The organism is Micrococcus porci (assembly GCF_020097155.1).
Taxonomy (GTDB): domain Bacteria; phylum Actinomycetota; class Actinomycetes; order Actinomycetales; family Micrococcaceae; genus Micrococcus; species Micrococcus porci.
Window position 1 is genome coordinate 2,011,947 of the sequence record NZ_CP083691.1, and the last position, 22,977, is coordinate 2,034,923.

A 22,977-nucleotide genomic window follows, 5' to 3' on the forward strand; every position below is an offset into this window, starting at 1 on the left:
GTAGGGTCAGACAACTGATGGACTGTACCCAAGGAGGTGAACGCATTGACGCAGGAGTCGTCGCATAGCGCTGCCGGCCAAGCCCTCGGATACGTCCACCAATGCATGTGGGCACTCGTTGAACTAGGAAAGCGCGCCACCTCAGAGCCGGCGGCTCAGCTTCGGCTCGAAACCTTGGATGATATCGAATTTGATAGCGCCGGTTCGCCTGCTGAACTCCTGCAGATAAAGCATCACACACGCGGCGATGGTCCGCTCACAGCTCAAGCAGTTGATCTCTGGCGAACTCTGAATGTCTGGATGGACTTGCCTTCGGCCGACAAACTCGTGCTGCGTCTGGTCACCACCCGGACACTCAGTGAAGAGTCGGGCCTGATTCGCCTTCGTGACGGGGAGAACCGCGACACTTCTGTAGCACTCGAAGAGCTGTTAAAAGCGGCAAGAACATCGACGAGCAAGGCCACTGATAAATGGCGTGAGAAGTTCCTTCACCTCAACGAAACCGCCAGGGTTGAGTTGGTAGACCGCATCATCATCGACGATGGATCGTTACCAGCAGCCCACATCGACAAGGAACTGGTCCGAACCTTCCGGTATGCATACCCAACCGGACGAGACGACGTCTTCCTTCACCTCCTCAAAGGATGGTGGTCAGGTGTCTCGGTGCAGCTCTTGAGCAGGACGCTGGAGGCTGTGACTGGTCAAGACCTGATCGTGCAAGTCACAGAGATTGCAGACCAACTTAAGAGCGACGCCTTGCCCATTGATCCAGCCGTCATGCAGGAGCACGACGAGTCGATCTCTGATCTATATAAGGATCGGCCGTTCGTGCAGCAACTCCTCTGGATCGCCCTAGAAAACAACCGTCTCTGGAAAGCGATCCGGGACTATCATCGATCATTCACTCAACGCTCGTTCTGGCTTCGCCATCAACTCCTGGCGGAGACTGAACTTGACCGATTTGCCTTTCGCCTTCATGACGAATGGGAGCAAACCTTCGACTCGCGAATAGCCGCCATGAAACGAGAAGGGCGGACCGACCACGACGTCGTCGGCCAAGAAATTCTAGAGGAACTGGCGCGAGAGTCACGGGCACGTCTGCGAGACCGCTTTGACGAGCCCTGGTTCAACCGTGGAATGTTCCATGCGCTCGCCGATGGCGAGCTGGGGTATCGGGTTGGCTGGCATCCCGACTTCGAGTCGAAACTGGAGGAGATGCTTAGCCATGTGTCATCCACCTGAAGCGCCTGCCTCACCTCCAGCCCGCCCGCCAGAGGCCGTGGCACTCTTCAATACCGTCCTGACCTCGGAGCTGCTTGTGAACGCCTGCTGGGCAAAAGCGCAGCGAGGCACCACCGGCCTCGCGTGGCCCGCTGCTTACCTCATCTTGCCGCTCACTCTGCACCCGGAGACACGAGACAGCCTGCCCCGTGATCGACGGATCACCCTCGCTCGTTGGGCTGTACGAAATCACGACTTGCTCGCGGACATGGAATATCGAGTGGCGAACATGGCACTGCCAACCAAACGAGCCATCCGCCACGGCCTCCGAGCCGGGCGACTCGGACTTGACGGAACCAACCTTGTAGCGCTCGCTAGACCAAAAGGTGCCACGTCGCAATGGCCCACCGAACTGAGCGATTCTGTCAAAGCAGCACGTTTTTGCGGACAATGGTTTAACGCCATCGAGACGCACATGGCGTTTGAGCTACTCGGGATCGGAGGTTAATCGTGCACATCGTGTCGTTGGGAGTGTTCAATGAGTCGGGGCGACGTCGTGATGTCGAGTTTCGTCTGGGGGCTCTGAATATCCTGACCGGAAAGTCGAAGACCGGTAAGTCTGCGATACTCGATATCGTCGAATACTGCCTCGGAAGAAACACAGTAACAATCCCGACTGGAGTCATTAGCGATCACGCATCTTGGTACTACGTGATCGTTCAGTTCGCGGATGAACGCGTGCTGATCTGTCGACCGAACCCGGAGGGTGCCAGCACTTATCGGGCGATGATTCGTACAGGCGGTCTCGACCTCGCTGCGCCTACGTTCGACGAACTCGAAGTCAACGCTGACACGGAGGTCGTGAAAGACACACTCACCGAACGGCTCGGAATTGACTCCTTCACCATCGATCCCGAGGGTGGCTCTCTCAGGCAGTCCTTCGACGTCTCAGTCCGACAAGCACTCTTCTACTGCTTCCAGAATCAAGGGGAGATTGCCAGTCGTGATGTGCTCTTTCACCGACAGGTGGAGAACAACATCAAAACAACGATCCGCGACACACTTCCGTACTTCCTCGGTGCAGCGACGCCTGAGCAAAGCGCCCTGCGGCGCCAACTCGTAGCAACACGTAGAACTTTGCAACGAACCCAAAACAGCATCCGAGCTGCGGAAGCAGACCTCAACGAGCAGGACAGCCGAGTCACCCACCTGATTGAATCTGCGGTCAGCCTCGATGTGCTGCCTGCTAATGCGGGAATCGGAGCCAGAGAAGGAATTCGCGCGGTGTTGGAAGGCATCTTGGCCTATCGATCCGATAGCTTGTCTGCCGAAGAATCGGAGGAGTCGCGCCGAAGGAGAGAACTCGCGGAAGAAGGGCGAACGATCCGGACTCGAATCCGTGAAGTTGACGATCAGCTCGAACTGCTTAGCAAATTACAAGACGAACATAGTAACTCGCAGATCGAAGGCCAGTACCAGACTGAAAGGCTTCGCGCACTCGACCTGCTCGTCCCGAAGTCCGCACTGACCGACGGAGACGTGGGGGTTTGCCCGCTGTGCGATCAAGGTCTGGACCACCCAGACGAGACCGTTGATGAGTTGCGATCACTCCTGAACGCTCTGGAAACTCGCCTCGAAGCGTCGAAGGGGGTCTCCTCTCGGCGCCAAGCAACGATTGAACGTCTGGAGGCGAGCCGCGAACCGCTCGTGGAGGCACTCCGAGAAAACGTTGTTGAACTCGATGCCGTTGCCCAACAAGAATCTGCGATCGCAGCGGGCCGTGAGCGACGCGAGCGAATCGCATTCCTCCAGGGCCGGGTCAGCCAAGAACTCGAACGAGGTGTCGACATCGCTGCTGATCTCGCTGAACTGCGAAACGCTGAACGCCGGTATCGCGGACAGCTCGCGCGGCTGGAAGACCTTAGCGAGCGCGACGATCCCGCCGCCGCTCTTCGTGCCGCCATCGACTCGGTGTCTGAACTGATGACGGACTATGCGCGCTACCTTCGGCTTGAGGGTTCCGAGCATTACGTCCGACTTGACCCAGTTGAGCTGACCGTAGCCGTTCAGCGGCCTGGAGGCCGCGTCCCGCTCGGCCGCATGGGAAGCGCTGAGAACTGGGTCGGCTACCACCTCGTCGCTCACCTCGCTCTCCACCACTGGTTCGCCACGAACGATCGACCTGTTCCGCGGTTCCTCATGTTCGATCAACCGACGCAGGCATTCTTCCCCGAAGAGGTCGTAGATGCTGCTGACGATGAGAACGCAGACTGGGAAGCAGTCCGGAGACAATTCACACTGATGCGAGATGTAGTAGCTGCGCTTACCGGTGATCTCCAGGTCATCGTGTGTGACCACGCGAACCTCGCAGACGACTGGTTCCAAGACGCAGTCGTCGAAAACTGGCGAAACGGTGTCGCCTTTATCCCCACGGACTGGTTGGAGGACGAAGCTGGATGAACGCCAGAGCGGCAGGTGCTCCTGCTCTAGAGAAGCAGGTGTGACCTACCGGGCTGGCCCGCGGCGAAGGCAAACGGTAGAGGGTCTGCTGCACCTTCCGCCCTGTGTATGGCTATCGCCGTTCGCGATGCTCCTAGCTGTGATGTCCAGGGACGTTGTTGTGTGAACAGCTGACAGGCGAAGGCCTCCTGTTGCGAGAGTGGAGTTGTCAAGAAACCGCTCACGCGAACAGAAGGCCTTCATGTCCCACGCTAACGCCGCCCTGACCCCTCGCGCCCGCCTACGCCTGGCCAAGCTCATCGTCGATGAGCACTGGCCGGTCGCCACCGCGGCCAAGATGTTCATGGTCTCCCCACCCACCGCACGCAAATGGGCCACCCGCTTCCGGGCCGAGGGACCTGCAGGCATGGTCGACCGGTCCAGCCGGCCGGCCACGATGCCGACCAGAACACCGCCTGCAGTGGTGAAACAGATCGTGGCCGCCAGAAGGCGCCGACGCCTGGGGCCCGTGCAGATCGCCTCAGAACTCGGGATGCCGGCCTCCACCGTCCATGCCGTGCTCGTGCGCTGCCGGATCAACCGCCTCGCCCGTCTGGACCGGGTCACCGCCGAGCCGATCCGCCGCTATGAGCACCCCCACCCCGGCTCGCTGATCCACGTCGACGTCACGAAGTTCGGACGCATCCCCGACGGGGGCGGGCACCGATTCGTCGGGCGTCAGCAGGGCATGAAGCACCGCGCGGCGACCTCGGACCGCGAAGGAACCCGTGATGCCCGATACCAGCCCCGGCTCGGGGTGGGCTTCCTGCACACCGTGATCGATGACCACTCCCGCTTCGCGTATGTCGAGATGCACTCCGACGAACGCAGCCAGACCGCCATCGCGGTGCTGCGCCGCGCGGTCGCTCACTTCGCGCGCCTGGGCGTGGAGGTGGAGCGGGTGCTCTCGGACAACGGTTCGGCCTACCGCTCGCATGCCTGGCGGGATGCTTGCACCGAGCTCGGGATCAAGCCCAAGCGGACTCGGCCCTACCGACCGCAGACGAACGGGAAGATCGAGCGGTTCCATCGCACGCTCGCTGACGGGTGGGCCTACGCCAAGTTCTACGGCTCAGAGACCGAACGCAGGGCCGCGTTGCCTGGATGGCTGCACTTCTACAATCATCACCGAGTCCACTCCGCGATCGGAGCCGCACCTGCCAGCAGGCTCAACAACCTCCCTGGACATCACACCTAGCTGTAGGAGGGCATGACGTTGTTGACTCGGGCCGGGTCCCGGTCAGCATGCCCCCGCTCGAGGTGGCTGCCGCGAGCGGGGCCGCCCAGCGGCCGGTTCCGTCGCTCAGCTTCGCAGGGACGCCGCCGTCGGGCATCAACCGTTCGACGGACTCCTGCTCCGCTGCCGGGCGTAGAGTCGGCCGGGAGGGCGTCGACCCGGCGCCGCACCCCCGCCGACGAGGAGGCCTGCCCGTGTCCGTCGTGAAGATCAACGCCATCAGCGTCCCTGAGGGCGCCGGCCCGGAACTCGAGAAGCGGTTCGCCGTCCGCAAGCACGCGGTGGACCAGGAGCCGGGCTTCGAGGGCTTCCAGCTGCTCCGGCCCACCGCGGGCGAGGACCGCTACTTCGTGGTCACGACGTGGGCGTCGGAGGAGGACTTCCAGCGCTGGCGGGACGGGCGCATGCCCGCCGCCCACGCCGACGAGCAGGGCGGCCGCCCGACGCCGGTCGCCACGGGCGCCGACCTGCTCGAGTTGGAGGTCGTGGACCTGGGCTGAGCGCCGTCGTCGTGATGTCCCCGGCGGTAGGCTGGGGGTTCGTCCCTCCCCTCCACGCAGGCCCGTCCGGGCCGGGAAGCGCAGCGCCATGCCCTCCATCCGTCCCATCACCGTCTACGGCGAGCCCGTCCTGCACACGCGGGCCGCGGAGGTCGAGGTGATCGACGACTCGATCCGCGAGCTCGTCGAGGACATGTACGTCACGCAGGACGTGGCCAACGGGGTGGGGCTGGCCGCTCCGCAGGTGGGCGTGGGCCTGCGCGTGTTCACGTGGACGTTCCAGGACACCGGCGACGCCCCGAACCTCGGGCACGTGATCAACCCCGTCCTCACCATGCTCTCCAAGCCGTCCACGGAGGAGCCGGACCGTCACGAGGACACCGAGGGCTGCCTGTCCGTGCCCGGCCACGGCTTTCCTCTGAAGCGCTCCGCGCACGTCCGGATGACCGGCCAGCGCATGGACGGCTCGACGGTGGACATCGAGGCCACGGGCTGGTTCGCGCGGATCCTCCAGCACGAGTACGACCACCTCAACGGCACCCTCTACGTGAACCGCCTCGAGGGGAAGTGGGCCCGCCGCTGGAAGCGCGCCCAGCGCGCCGAGCGGCTGAACGTGCCCGGGGTGACCTGGCTGCCGGGCACCGACCCGGACCCCTTCGGCCACGACGTGGACGTCGACGAGGACGCCCCGGCCCACGAGCATCACGACCACGACCACGAGGGTCACGACCATGCCCAGGAGGCCCGGTGAGCGGCGTCGCCCTCTCCGCCGCCGGCCGGCAGGCCGCGGACGTGCCGGGCCTCGAGCGCGCCGCGACCCTGTTCCGCTCCGTGCCGGACTTCCCCACCGACGGCGTGGTGTTCCAGGACATCACCCCGGTCCTCGCGGACCCGGCCGCCCTGCGCGCCGTCGTGGAGGCGATGATCGCCCCGTTCGAGGGGGCCTACGACGCCGTCGCGGGCCTCGACGCGCGCGGCTTCCTGCTGGCCGGGTTCGCCGCGGCGCTCACCGGCACCGGCGTGATCCCGCTGCGCAAGGCCGGCAAGCTGCCGGTCTCCGTGGCCCACGTGGACTATGCCCTGGAGTACGGGGCCGCCTCCCTCGAGGCACCCCCGGAGCTCGCCGTGCCCGGGGTGCGCGTGCTCATCCTCGACGACGTCCTCGCCACCGGCGGCACCCTGGCCGCGGCGCGCGACCTCGCCGAACGGTGCGGCGCCGAGGTGGCCGGCTCCGCCGTCGTGCTGGAGGTGGAGGGCCTGGGCGGCCGCGAACGCTGCCCTGACGCCCTGACCCTGTTCTCTGCCTGAGCTCGCCGCGTGCCGCCCGTCACGCCGCTCCCCCACGACGACGGAGCCCCGCCTCACAGCGTGAGGCGGGGCTCCGCGCTCCCGTGCGGCGCGCCGCGGCGGGCGGGTCAGGCCTTCGGGAAGGACGGCACCTGCTGGCCGGCCATCTTCTCGACGACGCGGACCACCTGGTGCGAGTAGCCGTACTCGTTGTCGTACCAGACGTAGAGGATGGCGTTCTTGCCCTCGTTGTTCACGATGGTGGCGAGGCCGTCCACGACGCCGGCGCGGTCGGAGCCGACGAAGTCGGTGGAGACGACCTCCGGGGAGTCCACATAGCCGATCTGGCCGCGCAAGTCGCCGGTGAGGGACTCCTGCTTCAGGCGGGCGTTGATCTCCTCGACGGAGGTGGGCTTCTCCAGGGCGATGTTGATGATCGCCATGGACACGTCCGGGGTGGGCACGCGGATCGCGTTGCCGGAGAGCTTGCCCTTGAGCTCGGGCAGGGCCTTGGCCACGGCCTTGGCGGCGCCGGTCTCGGTGATGACCATGTTCATGCCGGCGGCGCGGCCGCGGCGGGCGCCCTTGTGGAAGTTGTCCACGAGGTTCTGGTCGTTGGTGTAGGCGTGCACGGTCTCCACGTGGCCGTGCTGCACGCCGTACTCGTCCTGGATGACCTTGAGCACCGGGGTGATGCCGTTGGTGGTGCAGGAGGCGGCGGAGACGATGGTGTCCTCGTCGAGGATGTCGTCCGAGTTCACGCCGAACACGATGTTCTTCATGTCGCCCTTGCCCGGGGCGGTGAGTAGGACCTTCGTGGCGCCCTTCGCCTGCAGGTGCTGAGACAGGCCCTCGACGTCGCGCCAGCGGCCGGTGTTGTCGACGACCAGCGCGTCCTTGATGCCGTAGGAGGTGTAGTCCACCGTGGTCGGGTCGTTCGAGTAGATGACCTGGATCTCAGTGCCGTTGGCGGTGATCACGTTGCGGTCCTCGTCGACCACGATCGTCCCGTCGAACGGGCCGTGGATCGAGTCGCGGCGCAGCAGGGAGGCGCGCTTGATCAGGTCGTCCTCGGAGTTCTTCCGCACGACGACGGCGCGCAGGCGCAGCTTGGATCCGCCGCCCGCGTGGTCCAGGAGGATGCGGGCCAGCAGGCGGCCGATGCGCCCGAAGCCGTACAGCACGACGTCCTGGGTCTCGCCCAGGCCCTCACCCGACTTGCCCGTGACGTCCGCGAGCTCGGCGTCGAGGAAGGCCTGCACGTCCTGGCCGGAGGCCTGCTGCTTGGCGGCCAGCTCGGCGAGGTCGATGTTCGCGGCGCCCAGGTCCATCCCGGCCATGGCCTCGACCAGCGGGAAGGTGGCCTCCACGCTCAGCGGGGCCTCCTGCACGCGGCGGGCGTAGCGGTGGGCCTTGATGATGTCGATCACGCCGCGGTTCACGAGGGAGCGCCCGTAGATCGAGGTGACCACGTTGTGCTCGCGGTACAGGGTGCCCAGCAGGGGGACCATCTTCTCCGCGAGCTTCTGCTGCGTGTTCCACTCGGGGGTCTGGGTCGAGGCGGTGTCTGCCACGGGAGTCCTTCCTAGAAGACTGTGGGGCCCGTCCGGGGATGGCCCGTCCGGGACCACGTCGTCGCCGGACCCCGCCATTCTATGCCGGGGGCGGAAGCCGGGCGCCAGCGAGACGCCGCGCCCCGGGCGCGTAGACTGGTGCGCCGGGACGGATCGGCGGACGGCCGCGTGCCCCTGCGGGGGGTGCGAGGAAAGTCCGGGCACCGCAGAGCAGGATGGTGGACAACATCCACCCGGGGAGACCCGCGGGCCAGTGCCACAGAGAGAAGACCGCCTCCGCGCCGTGTGCGCGGCGGTAAGGGTGAAAGGGTGGTGTAAGAGACCACCAGCGGCCCCGGTGACGGGGCCGGCTCGGTAAACCCCATCCGGTGCAAGGCCGAACAGGACGCGTCATGAGGGCTGCTCGCCCCAGCGTCCGGGTTGGCCGCTCGAGCCCGTCAGCAATGGCGGGCCCAGATGGATGGCCGTCACCTCGCGCGGGGCAACGCGCGCGAGGTACAGAACCCGGCTTACAGCCGGTCCGTCCCCCCGCCCGCCCTCCTCAGAGGTCGTCGTCCTCCACGCGCTGGAAGTCCAGGATGTAGACGTGCTCCGCCTCCGTGCGGGAGACCAGGCGGTACCCGTGCGACGCGCCGATCCGCACGAGCTGGGCCAGCGTGGGACGACGGCGGTCGCGGGGCCACTCCAGGCGGGCCCGCGGCGCGCCGGTGAAGGTCCGCTCCCGCAGCCGCCGTTCCAGGTCCGAGTCCCCACGGGCGCCCCCGCTGGAGCGCACGCCCAACCAGAACGCCGCCGCGATCACCAGCAGCACCACGGGGAAGACCCACCCCATGACGGGAATCGTCTGCATCGGCGTGCTCCTTCGACGGGTCGGCGTCGGCCCCACGGGCCGGTTCCGCGAGCGCGGACCCCACCACTGTGCCAGGTCGGCCGCCCGCGCGTCGCGGCTGGCTACCCTGGTGCGGTGCTGATCCTGCTGCCGCCCTCCGAGGGCAAGACCGGGCCGCGCTCCGGCCGCCCGCTCGACCTGTCCTCCTTGACCCTGGCCGACGACGACGCCGTCACGGCCGCGCGCGCCGAGCTCCTCCCGCGGCTGGCGGAGGCCTCGGCCCGGCCGGACGCCCTCGACATCCTGGGCGTGGGCGCCTCCCTGGCGGACGAGGTGGCCGCCAACACGCGGCTGGCGACGGCCCCCTCGGCGCCGGCCCGGAAGGTGTACACCGGGGTGCTGTTCGAGGCCCTGGACCTGACGTCCCTCTCCCCCGCCGCCAAGCGGCGCGCGGCCTCCGACGTGCTCGTCTTCTCCGCCCTGTTCGGAGCCACGACCCCCGGCGACCGCATCCCCGCGTACCGGCTGCCCGTCGGAGCCCGGCTGCCGGGCATGCCCGGGCTGGCCGCCTGGTGGCGGCCCCGGCTGGCTCCGGCGCTGGACGGGTACGCGGAGGCCCGCGGCGGGGTCGTGGTGGACTGCCGCTCCGGCGGCTACGCGGCCCAGTGGAAGGCGCCGGCCGAGCGCTCCCTCGCGGTGGACGTGTTCCAACTGCGCGCCGGGCGACGCACGGTGGTGTCCCACTTCGCCAAGCACACCCGCGGCCTCGTCGCCCGGGCCCTTCTGGAGGCCGGATCCCGGGCGGCGGGCACCCCGGCCACGGCCGCCGACGTCGTCGCGCGCGCCGGCGACGGAGGCGTCCCCGGGCAGCGGTGGGAGGTGGAGCTGGTGCCGCCCACGGGGCGGAAGGCCGGCAGCCTCCAGGTGATCCTGCCCGAGGAGTGAGCGGGGAACCCCTCAGGCCGGGTCGGCCACGAGCTCGACCTCGAACCCGTCCGCGGTCTCCAGGTAGGCGGCGTAGTGGTCGCGCCCGCCGGCGAAGGGGTGCCGGTCCTCAAACAGCAGGGTGAACCCGTGGTCGGCGGCCTGGGCCGCGATCCGGTCCACGTCCGCGCGGGTGCCGGCCCGGAAGGCGAGATGGTTCAGGCCGGGGCGGAGCCGGTCGTGCCCTCCCGGGGCGACGTCGCGCCCGGACTCCAGGACCAGGTAGTCCCCGGCGCCCCGGTACACCCGACCCTCGGCCCAGGCGTCACCCGGGGCGTAGCCGACCTGCTCGAACAGCCAGCCCAGGCTCTCCACGGCGGCGTCCAGGTCCGCGGCCCAGATCTCGACGTGGTGCAGGCGGCCGACCGGGCGGGGGCGCGTGCGCTCCTCCGGCACGGGCGGCTCCTCGAGGGGCTCCTTGTCCGGCTCGGCGGCGGGGGCGCCGGCCGACGTCGGCGCGGAGGGCGCCGTGACCGGCACCTTCGAGGCGCCGGCGTCCCACCGGCCGCCGCGGGCGCCGGCGTCCATGGCCTCATTGGAGAGCTGGTCCGCGTCCTTGTTCTGCGCGCGCGGGATCCACTCGTACGTGACCCGCGAGGGCGGCAGCACGGCGCGCGCCTGCTGGGCGAGCCGGCGCATGTCCTCGTGCTTGATCTTCCACCGGCCGGACATCTGCTCGACGACGAGCTTCGAGTCCATCTTCACGTGCACCCGGGCGTCGGGATCGAGGGTCTTGGCCATCTCGAGCCCGGCGATGAGCCCGGAGTACTCGGCCACGTTGTTGGAGGCCTTGCCCAGCGGGGCGGCATCCGTCATCAGGACGTCGCCCGTGGCCGGGTCGCGCACGAGGGCGCCGTAGCCGGCCACGCCGGGGTTGCCGCGCGAGCCGCCGTCCGCCTCGACCTGCAGGGTGCGTTCCGCCATGCCGTCCTCCCGGGGCGCCGTGGCGCCGGGTCCGTCCCGACGCGCGGTGCCCCACTCTAGTCAGGCACGGATGATCAGGATCCCGGTCTCCGGGTCCACGGCGACCTCGTCGGCGGGCGTCGCCAGGACGGCGTCCAGGTCCGCGGGCGAGAGCTCGGTGCCGGCGCCGGTGCGGCGGCCCTCGAGGCGCGTGGCCCCGATGCCAGCGTTCGCCGCCCGAGCCTCCTCGTAGCGGGCCAGGAGGTCGGCGGGTAGGCGCCCGGCCAGTCCGGCGCGGAGCGCGGCGAGCTCCCGGCCCTCCTCGGTGACGCGGCGCCCCTCGGCCCGGACCTCGTCGGCGCGTGCGGCCACCGCCGCCCTGGCCTCGTCGACGGCGGCGCGGGCCCGGGCGAGGGCCTCCTCGGCCTCGTCTGCGGCCTCCATCGCGGCCAGGGCGGCGCCCTCGTGCTCCGCCAGCAGGGACTCCAGCCCCTCGAGCTCGTGCTGGAGGGCAGTCAGCTCCTTGGAGCCGCCGTCGCCGGCGTCGAGATGGGCGCGCGTGCGGTCTCGGCGGGCGCGGGTGGTGGTGGCGCGCTCGGAGGCCTGCGCGGCCGCGGCGTCGGTCTCGCGCTCGTGGGCCTCCTGCTCCGCCGCGGCCTCCTCCGCCGCGGCGACGGCCTTCTGGAGATCGGCGAGCGCGGCGTCGGCGCGCAGCTGGGCCAGGCGCGTCTTGGCGCGGCCGATGCCCAGGTCGAGCTGCTGCAGCTCCAGCAGGCGGGCCTGCTCGGCGGCGGGTGCGGTGACGCGGTTCATGACGTGGTCCTCTCTGCGAGGCCGGACGGGAGGTGGAGGTCCCAGGGGTCGGTGACGAGCTCGGAGACGGTCATCCGCGCGCGGTGGCCGCCGCGGGCGAGCTCCTCCGCGAGGGCGGCGGCGCCGTCGGCGAGCCACAGCCACTCGCCGGCGAAGTGGGCGGTGTCCACGAGGGCCGGGCGGCCCCCGGCGTGCCGCGCGGCCTCCCGGGCCTCGGAGGCGGGGTGGTGGCGGAGGTCCGAGGTGACGTAGACGTCCGCGTCGGCGGCGCGGACGGCGTCGAACAGGCTGTCTCCCGCGCCGCCGCAGACGGCCACGCGGCGCACGGGCAGGTCGGCGTCCCCGGCCACCCGCACACCGCCGGCCGTCGCGGGCAGGAGGGCGGCCACGGTGCGGGCGAACTCGACCAGGGGCACGGGGGCGGGGAGCTCGCCCACCCGGCCGATCCCCTCGGCCCCGGAGCCCCCCGCCGAGGGCTGCAGCGGGGACACGTCCGTCAGTCCCAGGCGCCAGGCGATCGCGTCGGACACGCCGCCCACGGCGGAGTCGGCGTTCGTGTGCGCGGCCACCAGGGCGATGCCGTGCTCGATCAGGGTGTGCACGACCTCCCCCTTGAAGGCGCCGCCGTGTCCGACGGCGGCCACGGAAGTGGTGCCGCGCAACATCAGCGGGTGGTGGGTGACCACGAGGTCCGCCCCGATCCGGACGGCCTCGTCGACCACGTCCTGCACCGGGTCCACGGCCCACAGGACGTGCCGGACGGGACGCCCGGCGCGGCCGACCACAGGACCGACGGCGTCCCAGGACTCGGCGAGGCGGGCCGGCCAGAGGCGCTCCACGGCGGCGAGGACGTCCGACAGTCGGGGGACGTCCGAGGCGACGGCGTCGGTGGCGACGGCGCGGCCGCACGCGCCCTCGCCCGCGCCCTGGAGGGGATGGTCCGGGACGGTCATGGGAACATCATGCCCCGGCGGGTGCCCGGCGCACAGCTGTGCGAGCCCGGGCGACGCGCCGCGGGCCGGCCCGGCGGGAATGGAATGGCGCCGCGTGTTGCTGAGCCCGGCATGAGCGAGACCCCGGAGACCCCCTCAACCCCCGCCGCCCACGCGCCGCGGGTGCGCGAGCTGACCCTGGCGGGCGGCTGCTTCTGGTGCCTGGACGCCGTCTACCGGCGCGTGCGCGGTGTGCTCGCGGTGGAGTCCGGCTACACCGGCGGCCACACCCCGGACCCGGACTACGAGGCCGTGTGCACCGGCCAAACCGGCCACGCCGAGGCCGTCCGCGTGCGCTTCGACGAGGCGCAGGTCCCCGCGGAGGTCATCATGGACCTGTTCTTCACCGGCCACGACCCGACCTCGCTGAACCGGCAGGGCGCCGACGTCGGCACGCAGTACCGCTCCGCGGTGTTCGCCCACGACGAGGCCGAGGCGGACTTCTTCCGCTCCCAGCTCGCGCGTGCCCAGGAGCTCTACGAGGCGCCGATCGTCACCACCATCGAGCCGGCGGCCGCGTGGCACCCCGCCGAGTGGTACCACCAGGACTTCTACGCGAGCCGGCCGGGCAACGGCTACTGCCGCGTGGTGATCGACCCCAAGCTCGCCGCGGTCCGCCGGCGCCACGCCGCGTGGCTCACGGACGGCGCCTGAACGGCGCCCCGCGCTACCCTGACAGACGACCCGTCCCCACCCCGAATCCCCCAGGAGGCCTCCCATGGCGAAGATCCTCGACAACATCACCCAGGCCGTCGGCGGCACCCCCCTGGTGCGCCTGAACTCCCTGACCGAGGGCCTGCCCGGCGACGTCGCCGTGAAGGTCGAGTTCTACAACCCGGCGAACTCCGTGAAGGACCGCATCGGCGTCGCCATCGTGGACGCCGCGGAGAAGTCGGGGCAGCTCACCCCCGGCGGCACCATCGTGGAGGGCACCTCCGGCAACACCGGCATCGCCCTGGCCATGGTCGGCGCCGCCCGCGGCTACAAGGTGATCCTCACCATGCCGGAGACCATGTCCGCCGAGCGTCGCGTGATGCTCCGCGCCTTCGGCGCCGAGATCGTGCTGACCCCGGGCGCGGACGGCATGCGCGGCGCCGTCGAGCGGGCCCAGCAGATCGTCAGGGACACCCCCAACTCCATCTGGGCCCAGCAGTTCGCCAACGAGGCCAACGTGCGGGCCCACTACACGACGACGGGCCCGGAGATCTGGGACGCGACCGGCGGCGCCGTGGACACGTTCATCGCGGGCGTGGGCACCGGCGGCACCATCACCGGCGCCGGCCGCTACCTGCGCGAGCAGAAGCCGGACGTCAAGCTGATCGCCGTGGAGCCGTCGGACTCCCCGATCCTCTCCGGCGGCCAGGCGGGCCCCCACAAGATCCAGGGCATCGGTGCCAACTTCGTCCCCGAGATCCTGGACACCGAGCTCTACGACGAGGTCTACGCGGCCACCTTCGAGGAGTCCATCGCCACCTCCCGCGCGCTCGGCGCCCGCGAGGGCATCCTCGGCGGCATCTCCACCGGCGCGATCGTCTCCGCCGCCCTGAAGGAGGCCGCGAAGCCCGAGTCCGAGGGCAAGCTGATCGTCGCCGTCGTCTGCGACTTCGGCGAGCGCTACATCTCCACCGCCCTCTTCGAGGACGTCCGCGGCTGAGCCGTCCCCGACCGAAAGGCACCCCCGCCGTGGGCATCCGCTCCCGCATCAAGGAAGACATCGCCACCGTGCGCAGCCATGACCCCGCCGCGCGCGGCGACCTGGAGGTCGTGCTGGCCTACTCGGGCCTGCACGCCGTGTGGTCGCACCGGGTCGCCCACCGCATGTGGCAGGTCGGCCGGCTGAAAACGCCGGCCCGGCTGCTCTCGCAGGCGGCGCGCGCGCTGACCGGCATCGAGATCCACCCGGGTGCGACGATCGGCCGCCGGCTCTTCATCGACCACGGCATGGGCGTCGTGATCGGCGAGACCGCGGAGATCGGGGACGACGTCATGCTGTACCACGGCGTGACCCTCGGCGGGCGGTCCCTGGAGAAGGTCAAGCGCCACCCCACGCTGCGCGACGGGGTGGTGGTCGGTGCGGGGGCCAAGATCCTCGGCCCCGTGGAGATCGGCGAGGGCACCTCGGTGGGGGCGAACGCCGTCGTCGTCAAGGACACCCCGCCCGACTCGATCGCCACCGGCATCCCGGCCTCCGTGCGCCTGCGCACCTCCCCGGCGGAGAAGAAGCCCCTGGTGGACCCCGCCGAGTACGTGGACCCCGCCATGTGGATCTGACGGCGGTCCGCTTCCCGGCGCGACGACGCCCCCGCCCCGCATCGCGCGGGGCGGGGGCGTCGTCGTCGGGGGGACGGGCGAGGTCCGCTCAGCGGGCGGTCTCGTCCGTGGGGTCGCCCTCGGCCGGCTGCGGCATGACCACGGGGGCGCCGTCGCCGTCGACCTCGGTGCGGTCGCCGGACCACAGCGTGTGGAACGAGCCGTCACGGTCCGTGCGGCGGTAGGTGTGCGCCCCGAAGAAGTCGCGCTGACCCTGGATCAGGGCGGCGGGAAGCCGGTCGGCGCGCAGGCCGTCGTAGTAGGCCAGGGCGGAGGAGAACACCGGCACGGGCACCCCGGCGGCGACGGCGGCGCCCACCACGCGGCGCCAGGCCGGCAGCGCCTCGGCCATGGCCTGGGCGAACTCGGGGGCGAACAGCAGGTTCAGGGGCTGACCCTCGGCACGGGTGCCGGGCTCCGGGTGGCGCGACGTGTCCCGTCCGCCGAACGCCTTCATGATCACGTCGAGCAGGTCGGCGCGGATGATGCAGCCGTCGCGCCACAGGGACGCGATGGTGCCCAGGTCCAGGGCCCAGCCGTACTCGATGGCGGCGGCCGAGAGCATGTCCAGGCCCTGCGCGTAGGCCACGAGCTTGGAGGCGAAGAGGGCCTGGCGCACGTCCTCCACGAACGCGTCGCGGTCCTGCGGGGAGACGGCGGGCGCGGACTCGACGCCGGCGGCGAGCACCTCGCGCGCCGTGGCCCGGACCTCGGTCTGGGCGGAGAGGGAGCGGGCGAACACGGACTCGGCGATCGCCGCCACGGGCGAGCCCACGTCCAGTCCGGAGATCGCGGTCCAGCGGCCGGTGCCCTTCTGCCCCGCCTCGTCCACGATCACGTCGACGAGCGGCGCACCGGTGGCGGCGTCCACCTGCTGGAGCACCTCGGCGGTGATCTCGATCAGGTAGGAGGCCAGCTCGGTCTGGTTCCACGCGTCGAACACCTGGGCCTGCTCGGCGGGCTCGATCCCGGCCACGCGGCGCAGCAGGTCGAAGGCCTCGCCGATGACCTCCATGTCCGCGTACTCGATGCCGTTGTGGACCATCTTCACGTAGTGCCCGGCGCCGTCGGTGCCGATCCACGCGCAGCACGGCTCTCCGTCGTACGACGCGGCGATGTCCTCCAGCAGCGGGCCGAGGGCGGCGTACGACTCCTCCGGGCCGCCGGGCATGATGGCCGGCCCGTTGAGGGCGCCCTCCTCGCCGCCGGAGACGCCGACGCCCACGAAGTGCAGGCCCTTCTCGGCGAGGGCGGCCTCGCGGCGGCGGGTGTCCTCGTAGTGCGAGTTGCCGGCGTCGATCACGATGTCGCCCTCGTCCAGCAGCGGGACGAGCTGGTCGATGACGGCGTCCACCGGAGCGCCGGCCTTGACCATGATCAGGACGCGGCGGGGGGAGGCCAGGGAGCCGACGAGCTCCTCCAGGGTCTCCGTCGCCACGAAGGAGCCCTCATGGCCGTGCTCCGCCACGAGGGCGTCGGTCTTCGCACGACTGCGGTTGTGCAGGGCCACGGTGTACCCGTGCCGGGCGAAGTTGCGCGCCAGATTGGCGCCCATCACGGCCAGGCCGGTGACACCGATGTCGGCGGTCCCCCGGACGGTGCTGGTCTCGGTCATCGCGTCTGGTCTCCTTCTCGGAACGGGTCTCGGGACGTCTGCCCCAGCCTACGTCGGGCCTCAGTCGCCGACGGCGTCGCGCCCGCGCTGGACGATCAGCGGGTCCGGGACGCCCACGACGTCATGGTCCTTGCCCTCGTACTCGAACCGGGACAGGAAGTAGCGCATCGCGTTGAGGCGGGCGCGCTTCTTGTCGTTGGACTTGATGGAGATCCACGGGGCGTGGTCGGTGTCCGTGTGGAGGAACATGGCCTCCTTGGCCTCCGTGTACGCCTCCCAGCGGTCGAGGGACTCCAGGTCCATCGGGGAGAGCTTCCACTGGCGCACCGGGTCGATCTGGCGGATCGCGAAGCGGGTGCGCTGCTCGGTCTGGGTCACGGAGAACCAGAACTTGGTGAGGTGGACGCCGTCCTCGACGAGCATCTTCTCGAACACGGGCACCTGGCGCATGAACAGGTCGTACTGGTGGTCAGTGGAGAAGCCCATCACGCGCTCGACGCCGGACCGGTTGTACCAGGAGCGGTCGAACAGCACGATCTCCCCGGCGGTGGGGAAGTGCTGGATGTAGCGCTGGAAGTACCACTGGCCGAGCTCCCGCTCGGTGGGTTTGCTCAGGGCGACGGTGCGGGCGGTGCGCGGGTTCAGGTGCTCGGTGAAGCGCTTGATGGTGCCGCCCTTGCCGGCGGCGTCGCGGCCCTCGAAGACGATGATGTGGCGCTGGCCGGTGTCCTCGCCCCAGTACTGCAGCTTCAGCAGCTCGATCTGGAGGCGGTACTTCTCGATCTCGTACTCCTCGCGGGAGAGGCGCTCCTCGTAGGGGTAGTCCTCCTTCCACGTCTCCACGGCGCGGCCCTGGGGGTCGATCAGGTCCGGGTCGTTGGTGTGGCCGTCGGAGACGGTGTAGCCGCCGTCGCGCAGATTGTCGATGAACTCGCGCAGGTTCTCTCGGGGGGCGTCGGGCTGCAGCAGCTCCATGGCGGACTCCTTCACGTGGCGGGACGGACGGGGCACGACGACGCCGCGCGCCGCGGCCCCCTGCTCGCCCCATTATGGCGGTCGGCCCCCGCCCGGGACGGGCCACGGCGGTCCGCACGGGTGAACAGCCGGTGAACGCGCGCGGGCTCACTCGAAACGCGGCACGGGGCGGTCCGGGTGCCGGTAGGCCTCACGCATGTGGTCGGAGGTGAGGATGTCCCCCACCCCGATCATCAGCAGGGAGAACACGATCTGTTCGGTGACCATCCACACGGGGTACAGGCCCGGGACGGCCGCGAGGACCAGGGTGATCACGGGGAAGACCTGGGCGAACAGGCGCAGGCGCTGGTAGGCCCAGCGCCAGCCGGCCGCGGCCCGGAGGGCGAAGTAGAAGAAGTAGAAGAGGGTGGCCGTCATGCCCAGCACCACCACGGCGCGCATCCAGGCGCTCATGGCCACCGGGTGGCCCTGCACGGTGAGCCAGACCGCGATCCCGACGGCGGCCGCTCCGATGACGAGTTCGGCCGTCAGGATCCAGGTGATCCACCGGAAGTCCCGCCTGGTGCGCGGGTGGTGCAGCGCCGCAGGGGCGATGCGCAGGTGCGCCTGGCGGCCTCCGGCGATCCGGTCGATGCGGCGCATCAGCTGTTCGAGTTCCACGGGCGCAGTGTAGGTCCGCCGCCGGGGCGGAGGGTGTTTGGGTGGGTCCATGGCCGCACCCGACTTCGTCCTGTCCCTGCGCGAGCATGTGGGGCACGCTCCGCTCTGGCTCTCCGGCGTGAAGGCGGTGGCGCTGCGTGCCGGGGACCGCGAGGTGCTCCTGGTCCGCCGAGCGGACGACGGCCGCTGGACCCTGCCGGCGGGCATCCTCGAGCCGGGTGAGGAGCCCGCGGACGCCGCCGTGCGCGAGGTCGCCGAGGAGACGGGGGTGCGCTGTGCTCCGCGGCGGCTGGCCGGCGTCGGGACGACGGCCGGGGCCGTCTACCCCAACGGGGACCGCGCCCGCTACCTGGACGTGGTCCTCGTGCTGGACGAGACGGGCGGCCACGCCCACGTGGCGGACGACGAGAACCTCGAGGTCGGCTGGTTCTCCGTGGACGGCCTGTCGGACCTGCCGCCGCTGCACGCCCGCGCGCTCTCCTGGGCGCTCGAGGACGGACCCGCGCGCTTCGTCGCGGGCGGGGACGTCCTGCCCTGAGCCCGGGCGCGGGCCGGGCCGGGGCTCCTCAGTCCGCCGCGGGCCGGGCCGCCCCGGGCCGGCGGGCGCCGATCAGCGCGTCGACGGCGTCGACCGCCGCGCGGGCCGTGCCGGCGTCCACGAACTGTGCGACGGCGTCGGCGTAGCGAGGGTGGCCCGGCAGCTTGAGGCCGACGCTCGCACCGTCCGTGGCGGGGAGGATCCAGAGGCGGGCGGCGGGGTCGGCCGCGGTCTCGTCGGCGGCGTCCTGCTCCTCGAACTCGCGGTCGTAGCCCGCCCACTCCACCCCCGGGCGCTCGGTGTCCGCGCCGTCCATCAGGTCCGCCCCGCCCATGCGCAGGTAGGTGACGGACTGCAGGAGCCGGTCCAGGGTGCGGGCCGTGGTCCGGCCGGCCAGCTCGTCCTGGAACAGAGCCAGCACGTGCCAGCCTGCGGCGTCCTGGAGGAACAGCATGGTCTGTTCGGCCTCGCCGCCGGTGATCACGGCCAGGTGACGGGGGCCGGCGTCGGAGGGGGCGGGCAGCTTCCAGAAGCCGTGGGGCGTCGCGGGCATGGGCTCCTCCTGCAGGGCCGGTGGGGTCGGGGGCGGGCGCCGGGAGGCGCCCCGCGGGCCGTCCCACCCTACGCCCCGGCGGGCCCCGCACGCCTGGCCCTTCGCCGCAGACTCGGGCACGCTGGCCGGATGGATCCCGTGACCGTGCTCTCCGCCTCCCTCGCCCACCCCGAAGCGATCGTCGCCGCCGCCGGACGGGCGCGGGTGCCCGTGTCGGTGGCCGCGGCCCTGGCCGAGCTGGAGTCGGGCGGCCGCAACGTGTTCGGCAACGACGTCGGCGGCGTGTTCTCCTCCCCCGGCGCCCCGGACGTCGAGGTGACGCCGGAGCGCGTCGCCGAGCTCCGCCGGCGAGTGGCGGACGGCGAGCGCTCCAACGGCGTGGGCCCGGCGCAGATCACCTGGCCGCCCCTCTTCGACCGCGCCGACGCCGAGGGCCTGGACCTCGCCGACCCCGAGGACAACATGACGCTCGGCCTGAGCCTGTTGCGGGACAGCGCCCGCGGGGACTTCTCCGTGGCCGGCCTCGAGCGGGCGGGCACGCTCTACAACGCGGGCACGCTTGCGGGCGGCGTCACCGACTACGGGCGCCGCCTGGCCGCGGCCGCGGCGGCCTGGGAGAGGCGCCTCACCGCACGGGGCTGACCCTGAGGACCCGCGCCCGCGCGCGGGACACGGATCGGTGAGACGCCCGGGACGAGCGCCACCGGCCGCCTCGATATGCTGGGCCTGTGTCTGGCGGCGACGTCGGACGTCCCGGCCGCCCACCTCATTCCCTGGAGAACCCCATGCCTCGACTGCACAGTGCCCACGACACCGCCGACAACGCCCCCGGCGCCCGTGCGCTGAGCGGCGTCGGCGCCGCCCGCCATCGGGCGCTGCGGCCCGCCGCCGTCCTGTTCACCGCGGGCCTGTTGCTCACCGGCTGCGCGGGCCCGGACGGCGCGCCGGCCGGAGGCTCCCCGGAGGCCGGTGCGTCCACCACCGAGGACGCGGGGGCCTCGAGCGGCACGGCCGGCGGGTCCGCCGGAGGCCAGTCGGGCGCGTCGGAGAGCCGGGCCGAGGGCTCGCCCCCCGTGGATCCGGCCGACTTCCCGGCGTCCAACACCACCAAGCTGACCCGCGTGGAGACCATCAAGGACCCCGGCCTGACGCCGAAGTCCATCGTCTCCAATCAGCACGGGCTCGCGATCGCCAACAACATGATGTACCGGCACAACGTCATGCTCTTCGACACCCGGAGCCGCGAGGTCGTCCAGACGCTCGAGGACACCGTGGACACGGACGCCATGGGCATCGACGGCCTGTCCGGCGTGGTCAACGGCTCGCCGGTGGAGGCCGCGTGGACCCAGGACGGCAGGTACGCCTACGTCTCCAACTACCAGCTGACCGGCGGCGAGGGCACCGGCGTCAAGCCGGATGACAACTGCACCGCCGGCTCGGCGATCTCCCCCTCCCTCGTGTACCGGTACTCGGTGGAGGAGAAGAAGTGGGACGCCGCCTACCGCGTCGGCCGGGTGCCCAAGTACCTGGCCCTGTCCCCGGACGACTCCCGCCTGCTGGTCAGCAACTGGTGCGACGCGACCCTGTCCGTCCTCGACGCCGAGACCGGGGAGCTCCAGCACACCATCCCCCTGGACACCATGCCCCGCGGCATCGTGGTACTGCCGGACAACAAGACCGCCTACGTCGTCGCCATGTGGGCGGACAAGCTCTACCGCGTGGACCTCGACGCCGGCACCGCCGAGCTGGTCATGAACACCGGCCCCCAGCCGCGCCACCTCTCCCTGTCCCCGGACGGGAAGACGCTGTACATGACGGTGGCCGGCGCCGACCGGATCGTGAAGCTCGACGCCGCCACCGGCAAGGTCCTCGCCAGCGCCTCCGCCGGCGATGAGCCGCGCTCCATGGACGTCTCCAGGGACGGCACCGCGCTGTACGTCGTCAACTACGAGGCGTCCACGCTGACCAAGATCGACGCCGAGACCCTCGAGATCCTCGACACGGCTCCGGCCGGCGAGAACACCGTCGGCGTCACCTACGACGACCCCACCGGGCAGGTCTGGGTGGCCAACTACGGTGGCACCGTCGACGTCTACGACGACACCGACGGCGTGGGCCCGGGCGCCGCCGGCTCCGCGCAGCCCACCGCCGACGCCCCGGGGGACTGACCTCGCACCGGCCGGCCCCGCGGGCCGGCCGGTCGCCGCTCCGGGCGGCTCAGAGGGCCAGGTTCACGAGCAGCACGTAGGCGAGCGTGCCCGCTCCGATGGACAGCAGGGTGCGCCGCCCGCCGAGCAGGTGCACGAGCACCGTCACGGCGCCCGCCGCGAGCGTGCAGCCGACGCGCGGCCAGTCCACCGGGTCGCCGGGGGCGAGGGCCGCGGAGTCGAGGACCATCACCACGGCGAGGATCGTCAGGATCCCGGCGGGCATCCACACCGCCAGGCGCGCCACGAGCCGGGACTCGCGCAGCGGGCGCAGCAGGACGAACGGCAGGGCCCGCAGCAGGAAGGTCACGCCGCCGGCCACGAGCGCGGCGGCCACGATGTACCCGGGGTGCACGACGCCGTCGATCATCGGCCCGCCTCCGCGTCCACCGTCGTCAGCTCGGCCGCCTCAGCGGCTCCGGGGGAGGTGGCACCGAGCTCCTTGACCGCCGGCAGCGGGAGGCGCGCCCCGCGCTCGGCCGCGACGTGCGCCGCCATCAGGGCCGCCACGAACCCGAGGAACGAGGCGACCAGCAGCGCGCTCGGCGCGACGACGAGCCCCACCCCGACGGCGGCCGCGGCGGCGAGCACGAGCAGGACGTGGCGGCGGGTGCGCGCGGCGTCGAGGGCGAGGACGATGAACAGGGCGGTGAGGGCGAACTCGAGGCCCTCCACCGGTGCCGGCAGCAGCCCGGCCGCCACGACGCCCACAAGACCGCCGACCACCCAGTACAGGTGGAGGCTGACCTGGGTGGCGAGCAGCCGCGGGGCGGTCCAGCCACGCGGATGGGCGGCGGTGATGGCGTAGGCCTCGTCGATGAGCCCGCCCATCGAGTACAGCCGGGCCAGCGGGTTCCGCACCACGCGCAGCGGGAAGCCGAACGCGTAGAACACGTGCCGGAAGTTCAGCAGGAACACGGTCACGGCGATCCCCGCCAGGGACGTCCCCGCGGCCAGCAGGCTCACCAGCAGCAGCTCCACCGAGCCGGCGAACACCACCACGGACAGCAGCGGGGCGGCCCACCCGGGGAGTCCGGCCTGCACCACGAGCATCCCGAAGGCCACGCCCAGCGGGAACAGCCCCAGTCCGGCCGGTCCCGACAGGCGGACCCCCTCGGCGACCTCCGCACGGCGGGTCGGCAGGGCGTCCGGCACGCCGGACGCCGCGGGCGACGGCGGTGTGATCTCAGTCATGGTCGGGCCAGGGTGCCACAGTCCATGCGCCCCGTCCGCCGCGACGACGCAGGGTGACGGGACGGCGCGGTGCGGAAGAGGACCCC

At 71.0% G+C, this 22,977-nt stretch carries 25 protein-coding genes and 1 other RNA gene; 15 read left to right on the top strand and 11 right to left on the bottom strand.

Annotation, left to right across the window (positions count from 1 at the left end; translation table 11 throughout):
* Window positions 1-36: 36 nt before the first annotated feature.
* The 7 genes from KW076_RS09485 (at window position 37) to KW076_RS09515 (ending at window position 6,765) form a co-directional block, all read left to right on the top strand.
* Complete coding sequence (locus KW076_RS09485; protein ID WP_224355104.1) at window positions 37-1,242, top strand: ABC-three component system protein; 1,206 nt, start codon at window positions 37-39, stop codon at window positions 1,240-1,242.
* The gene (locus KW076_RS12655; RefSeq protein ID WP_224355105.1) at window positions 1,226-1,729 is read left to right on the top strand and encodes a three component ABC system middle component; all 504 of its coding nucleotides are present in this window, start codon (window positions 1,226-1,228) and stop codon (window positions 1,727-1,729) included. Before KW076_RS09485 ends, KW076_RS12655 begins: the two co-directional genes overlap by 17 nt.
* Before the next feature lie 2 nt (window positions 1,730-1,731).
* The gene (locus KW076_RS09495) at window positions 1,732-3,681 is read left to right on the top strand and encodes a DUF3732 domain-containing protein (RefSeq protein WP_224355106.1); all 1,950 of its coding nucleotides are present in this window, start codon (window positions 1,732-1,734) and stop codon (window positions 3,679-3,681) included.
* A gap of 241 nt (window positions 3,682-3,922) precedes the next feature.
* Window positions 3,923-4,918 (top strand): IS481 family transposase, encoded by a 996-nt coding sequence (locus tag KW076_RS09500; protein WP_224355107.1) that lies wholly within the window; start codon window positions 3,923-3,925, stop codon window positions 4,916-4,918.
* Window positions 4,919-5,151: 233 nt separating this feature from the next.
* A complete protein-coding gene (locus KW076_RS09505) occupies window positions 5,152-5,457 on the top strand; it encodes an antibiotic biosynthesis monooxygenase family protein (RefSeq protein WP_224355108.1) in 306 nt (101 codons plus the stop codon).
* Between the two features lie 88 nt (window positions 5,458-5,545).
* Complete coding sequence (def, locus tag KW076_RS09510) at window positions 5,546-6,208, top strand: peptide deformylase (protein WP_224355109.1); 663 nt, start codon at window positions 5,546-5,548, stop codon at window positions 6,206-6,208.
* Window positions 6,205-6,765, top strand: a complete 561-nt coding sequence (locus KW076_RS09515) for an adenine phosphoribosyltransferase (RefSeq protein ID WP_224355110.1) — start codon at window positions 6,205-6,207, stop codon at window positions 6,763-6,765. The genes def and KW076_RS09515 overlap by 4 nt, the downstream gene beginning before the upstream one ends.
* Before the next feature lie 107 nt (window positions 6,766-6,872).
* Here KW076_RS09515 and KW076_RS09520 read toward each other — a convergent pair whose 3' ends face one another.
* Window positions 6,873-8,318, bottom strand: a complete 1,446-nt coding sequence (locus KW076_RS09520; protein WP_224355111.1) for a glyceraldehyde-3-phosphate dehydrogenase — start codon at window positions 8,316-8,318, stop codon at window positions 6,873-6,875.
* Window positions 8,319-8,466: 148 nt separating this feature from the next.
* Here KW076_RS09520 and rnpB point away from each other — a divergent pair.
* Window positions 8,467-8,846: RNase P RNA component class A (rnpB, locus tag KW076_RS09525), an RNA gene on the top strand.
* Between the two features lie 13 nt (window positions 8,847-8,859).
* Here the strand turns inward: rnpB and KW076_RS09530 are convergent.
* Entirely contained in the window at window positions 8,860-9,168 is a 309-nt protein-coding gene (locus KW076_RS09530; protein WP_224355112.1) for a hypothetical protein, read from the bottom strand.
* A gap of 114 nt (window positions 9,169-9,282) precedes the next feature.
* Here KW076_RS09530 and KW076_RS09535 point away from each other — a divergent pair, with 114 nt between their 5' ends.
* Window positions 9,283-10,092: a YaaA family protein gene (locus KW076_RS09535; RefSeq protein ID WP_224355113.1), complete on the top strand. Its 810-nt coding sequence runs from the start codon at window positions 9,283-9,285 to the stop codon at window positions 10,090-10,092.
* Between the two features lie 12 nt (window positions 10,093-10,104).
* On the opposite strand, the gene KW076_RS09540 is transcribed toward KW076_RS09535, so the two are convergent.
* Genes KW076_RS09540 through KW076_RS09550 form a run of 3 tightly spaced genes read right to left on the bottom strand, consistent with a single transcriptional unit; the run spans window position 10,105 to window position 12,800 of the window.
* Window positions 10,105-11,055, bottom strand: a complete 951-nt coding sequence (locus tag KW076_RS09540; protein ID WP_224355114.1) for a reverse transcriptase-like protein — start codon at window positions 11,053-11,055, stop codon at window positions 10,105-10,107.
* A 60-nt stretch (window positions 11,056-11,115) separates the two neighbouring features.
* Window positions 11,116-11,847, bottom strand: coding sequence for a CT398-like coiled coil hairpin domain-containing protein (locus KW076_RS09545; RefSeq protein WP_224355115.1), 732 nt, complete (start codon window positions 11,845-11,847; stop codon window positions 11,116-11,118).
* Window positions 11,844-12,800 (bottom strand): Nif3-like dinuclear metal center hexameric protein, encoded by a 957-nt coding sequence (locus tag KW076_RS09550; RefSeq protein ID WP_224355116.1) that lies wholly within the window; start codon window positions 12,798-12,800, stop codon window positions 11,844-11,846. The genes KW076_RS09545 and KW076_RS09550 overlap by 4 nt, the downstream gene beginning before the upstream one ends.
* A gap of 111 nt (window positions 12,801-12,911) precedes the next feature.
* Between KW076_RS09550 and msrA the strand changes: the two genes are divergently transcribed.
* The 3 genes from msrA (at window position 12,912) to epsC (ending at window position 15,110) form a co-directional block, all read left to right on the top strand.
* Window positions 12,912-13,493 carry a peptide-methionine (S)-S-oxide reductase MsrA gene (gene msrA / locus KW076_RS09555; RefSeq protein ID WP_224355117.1) on the top strand — a complete coding sequence of 194 codons (582 nt, stop codon included), beginning with the start codon at window positions 12,912-12,914 and terminating at the stop codon, window positions 13,491-13,493.
* A gap of 64 nt (window positions 13,494-13,557) precedes the next feature.
* Window positions 13,558-14,493, top strand: a complete 936-nt coding sequence (cysK, locus tag KW076_RS09560; protein WP_224355118.1) for a cysteine synthase A — start codon at window positions 13,558-13,560, stop codon at window positions 14,491-14,493.
* A 29-nt stretch (window positions 14,494-14,522) separates the two neighbouring features.
* A complete protein-coding gene (gene epsC, locus KW076_RS09565) occupies window positions 14,523-15,110 on the top strand; it encodes a serine O-acetyltransferase EpsC (protein ID WP_224355119.1) in 588 nt (195 codons plus the stop codon).
* A gap of 88 nt (window positions 15,111-15,198) precedes the next feature.
* On the opposite strand, the gene gnd is transcribed toward epsC, so the two are convergent.
* The 3 genes from gnd to KW076_RS09580 form a co-directional block, all read right to left on the bottom strand.
* Window positions 15,199-16,764 carry an NADP-dependent phosphogluconate dehydrogenase gene (gnd, locus tag KW076_RS09570; RefSeq protein WP_224355120.1) on the bottom strand — a complete coding sequence of 522 codons (1,566 nt, stop codon included), beginning with the start codon at window positions 16,762-16,764 and terminating at the stop codon, window positions 15,199-15,201.
* A 60-nt stretch (window positions 16,765-16,824) separates the two neighbouring features.
* Window positions 16,825-17,739, bottom strand: a complete 915-nt coding sequence (ppk2, locus tag KW076_RS09575) for a polyphosphate kinase 2 (protein ID WP_224355121.1) — start codon at window positions 17,737-17,739, stop codon at window positions 16,825-16,827.
* A gap of 147 nt (window positions 17,740-17,886) precedes the next feature.
* A complete protein-coding gene (locus KW076_RS09580) occupies window positions 17,887-18,399 on the bottom strand; it encodes a hypothetical protein (RefSeq protein ID WP_224355122.1) in 513 nt (170 codons plus the stop codon).
* Between the two features lie 49 nt (window positions 18,400-18,448).
* Between KW076_RS09580 and KW076_RS09585 the strand changes: the two genes are divergently transcribed.
* The gene (locus KW076_RS09585; RefSeq protein WP_224355123.1) at window positions 18,449-18,937 is read left to right on the top strand and encodes an NUDIX hydrolase; all 489 of its coding nucleotides are present in this window, start codon (window positions 18,449-18,451) and stop codon (window positions 18,935-18,937) included.
* A gap of 28 nt (window positions 18,938-18,965) precedes the next feature.
* On the opposite strand, the gene KW076_RS09590 is transcribed toward KW076_RS09585, so the two are convergent.
* Complete coding sequence (locus KW076_RS09590; protein WP_224355124.1) at window positions 18,966-19,490, bottom strand: hypothetical protein; 525 nt, start codon at window positions 19,488-19,490, stop codon at window positions 18,966-18,968.
* Between the two features lie 129 nt (window positions 19,491-19,619).
* On the opposite strand from KW076_RS09590, the gene KW076_RS09595 reads away from it, so the two are divergent.
* Window positions 19,620-20,132, top strand: coding sequence for a hypothetical protein (locus tag KW076_RS09595; protein ID WP_224355125.1), 513 nt, complete (start codon window positions 19,620-19,622; stop codon window positions 20,130-20,132).
* 143 nt (window positions 20,133-20,275) lie between these two features.
* Complete coding sequence (locus KW076_RS09600) at window positions 20,276-21,658, top strand: YncE family protein (RefSeq protein ID WP_224355126.1); 1,383 nt, start codon at window positions 20,276-20,278, stop codon at window positions 21,656-21,658.
* A 49-nt stretch (window positions 21,659-21,707) separates the two neighbouring features.
* On the opposite strand, the gene KW076_RS09605 is transcribed toward KW076_RS09600, so the two are convergent.
* Window positions 21,708-22,067 carry a branched-chain amino acid transporter permease gene (locus tag KW076_RS09605; RefSeq protein WP_224355127.1) on the bottom strand — a complete coding sequence of 120 codons (360 nt, stop codon included), beginning with the start codon at window positions 22,065-22,067 and terminating at the stop codon, window positions 21,708-21,710.
* Window positions 22,064-22,891 carry an AzlC family ABC transporter permease gene (locus tag KW076_RS09610; protein ID WP_224355128.1) on the bottom strand — a complete coding sequence of 276 codons (828 nt, stop codon included), beginning with the start codon at window positions 22,889-22,891 and terminating at the stop codon, window positions 22,064-22,066. The genes KW076_RS09605 and KW076_RS09610 overlap by 4 nt, the downstream gene beginning before the upstream one ends.
* Window positions 22,892-22,977 lie beyond the last annotated feature (86 nt).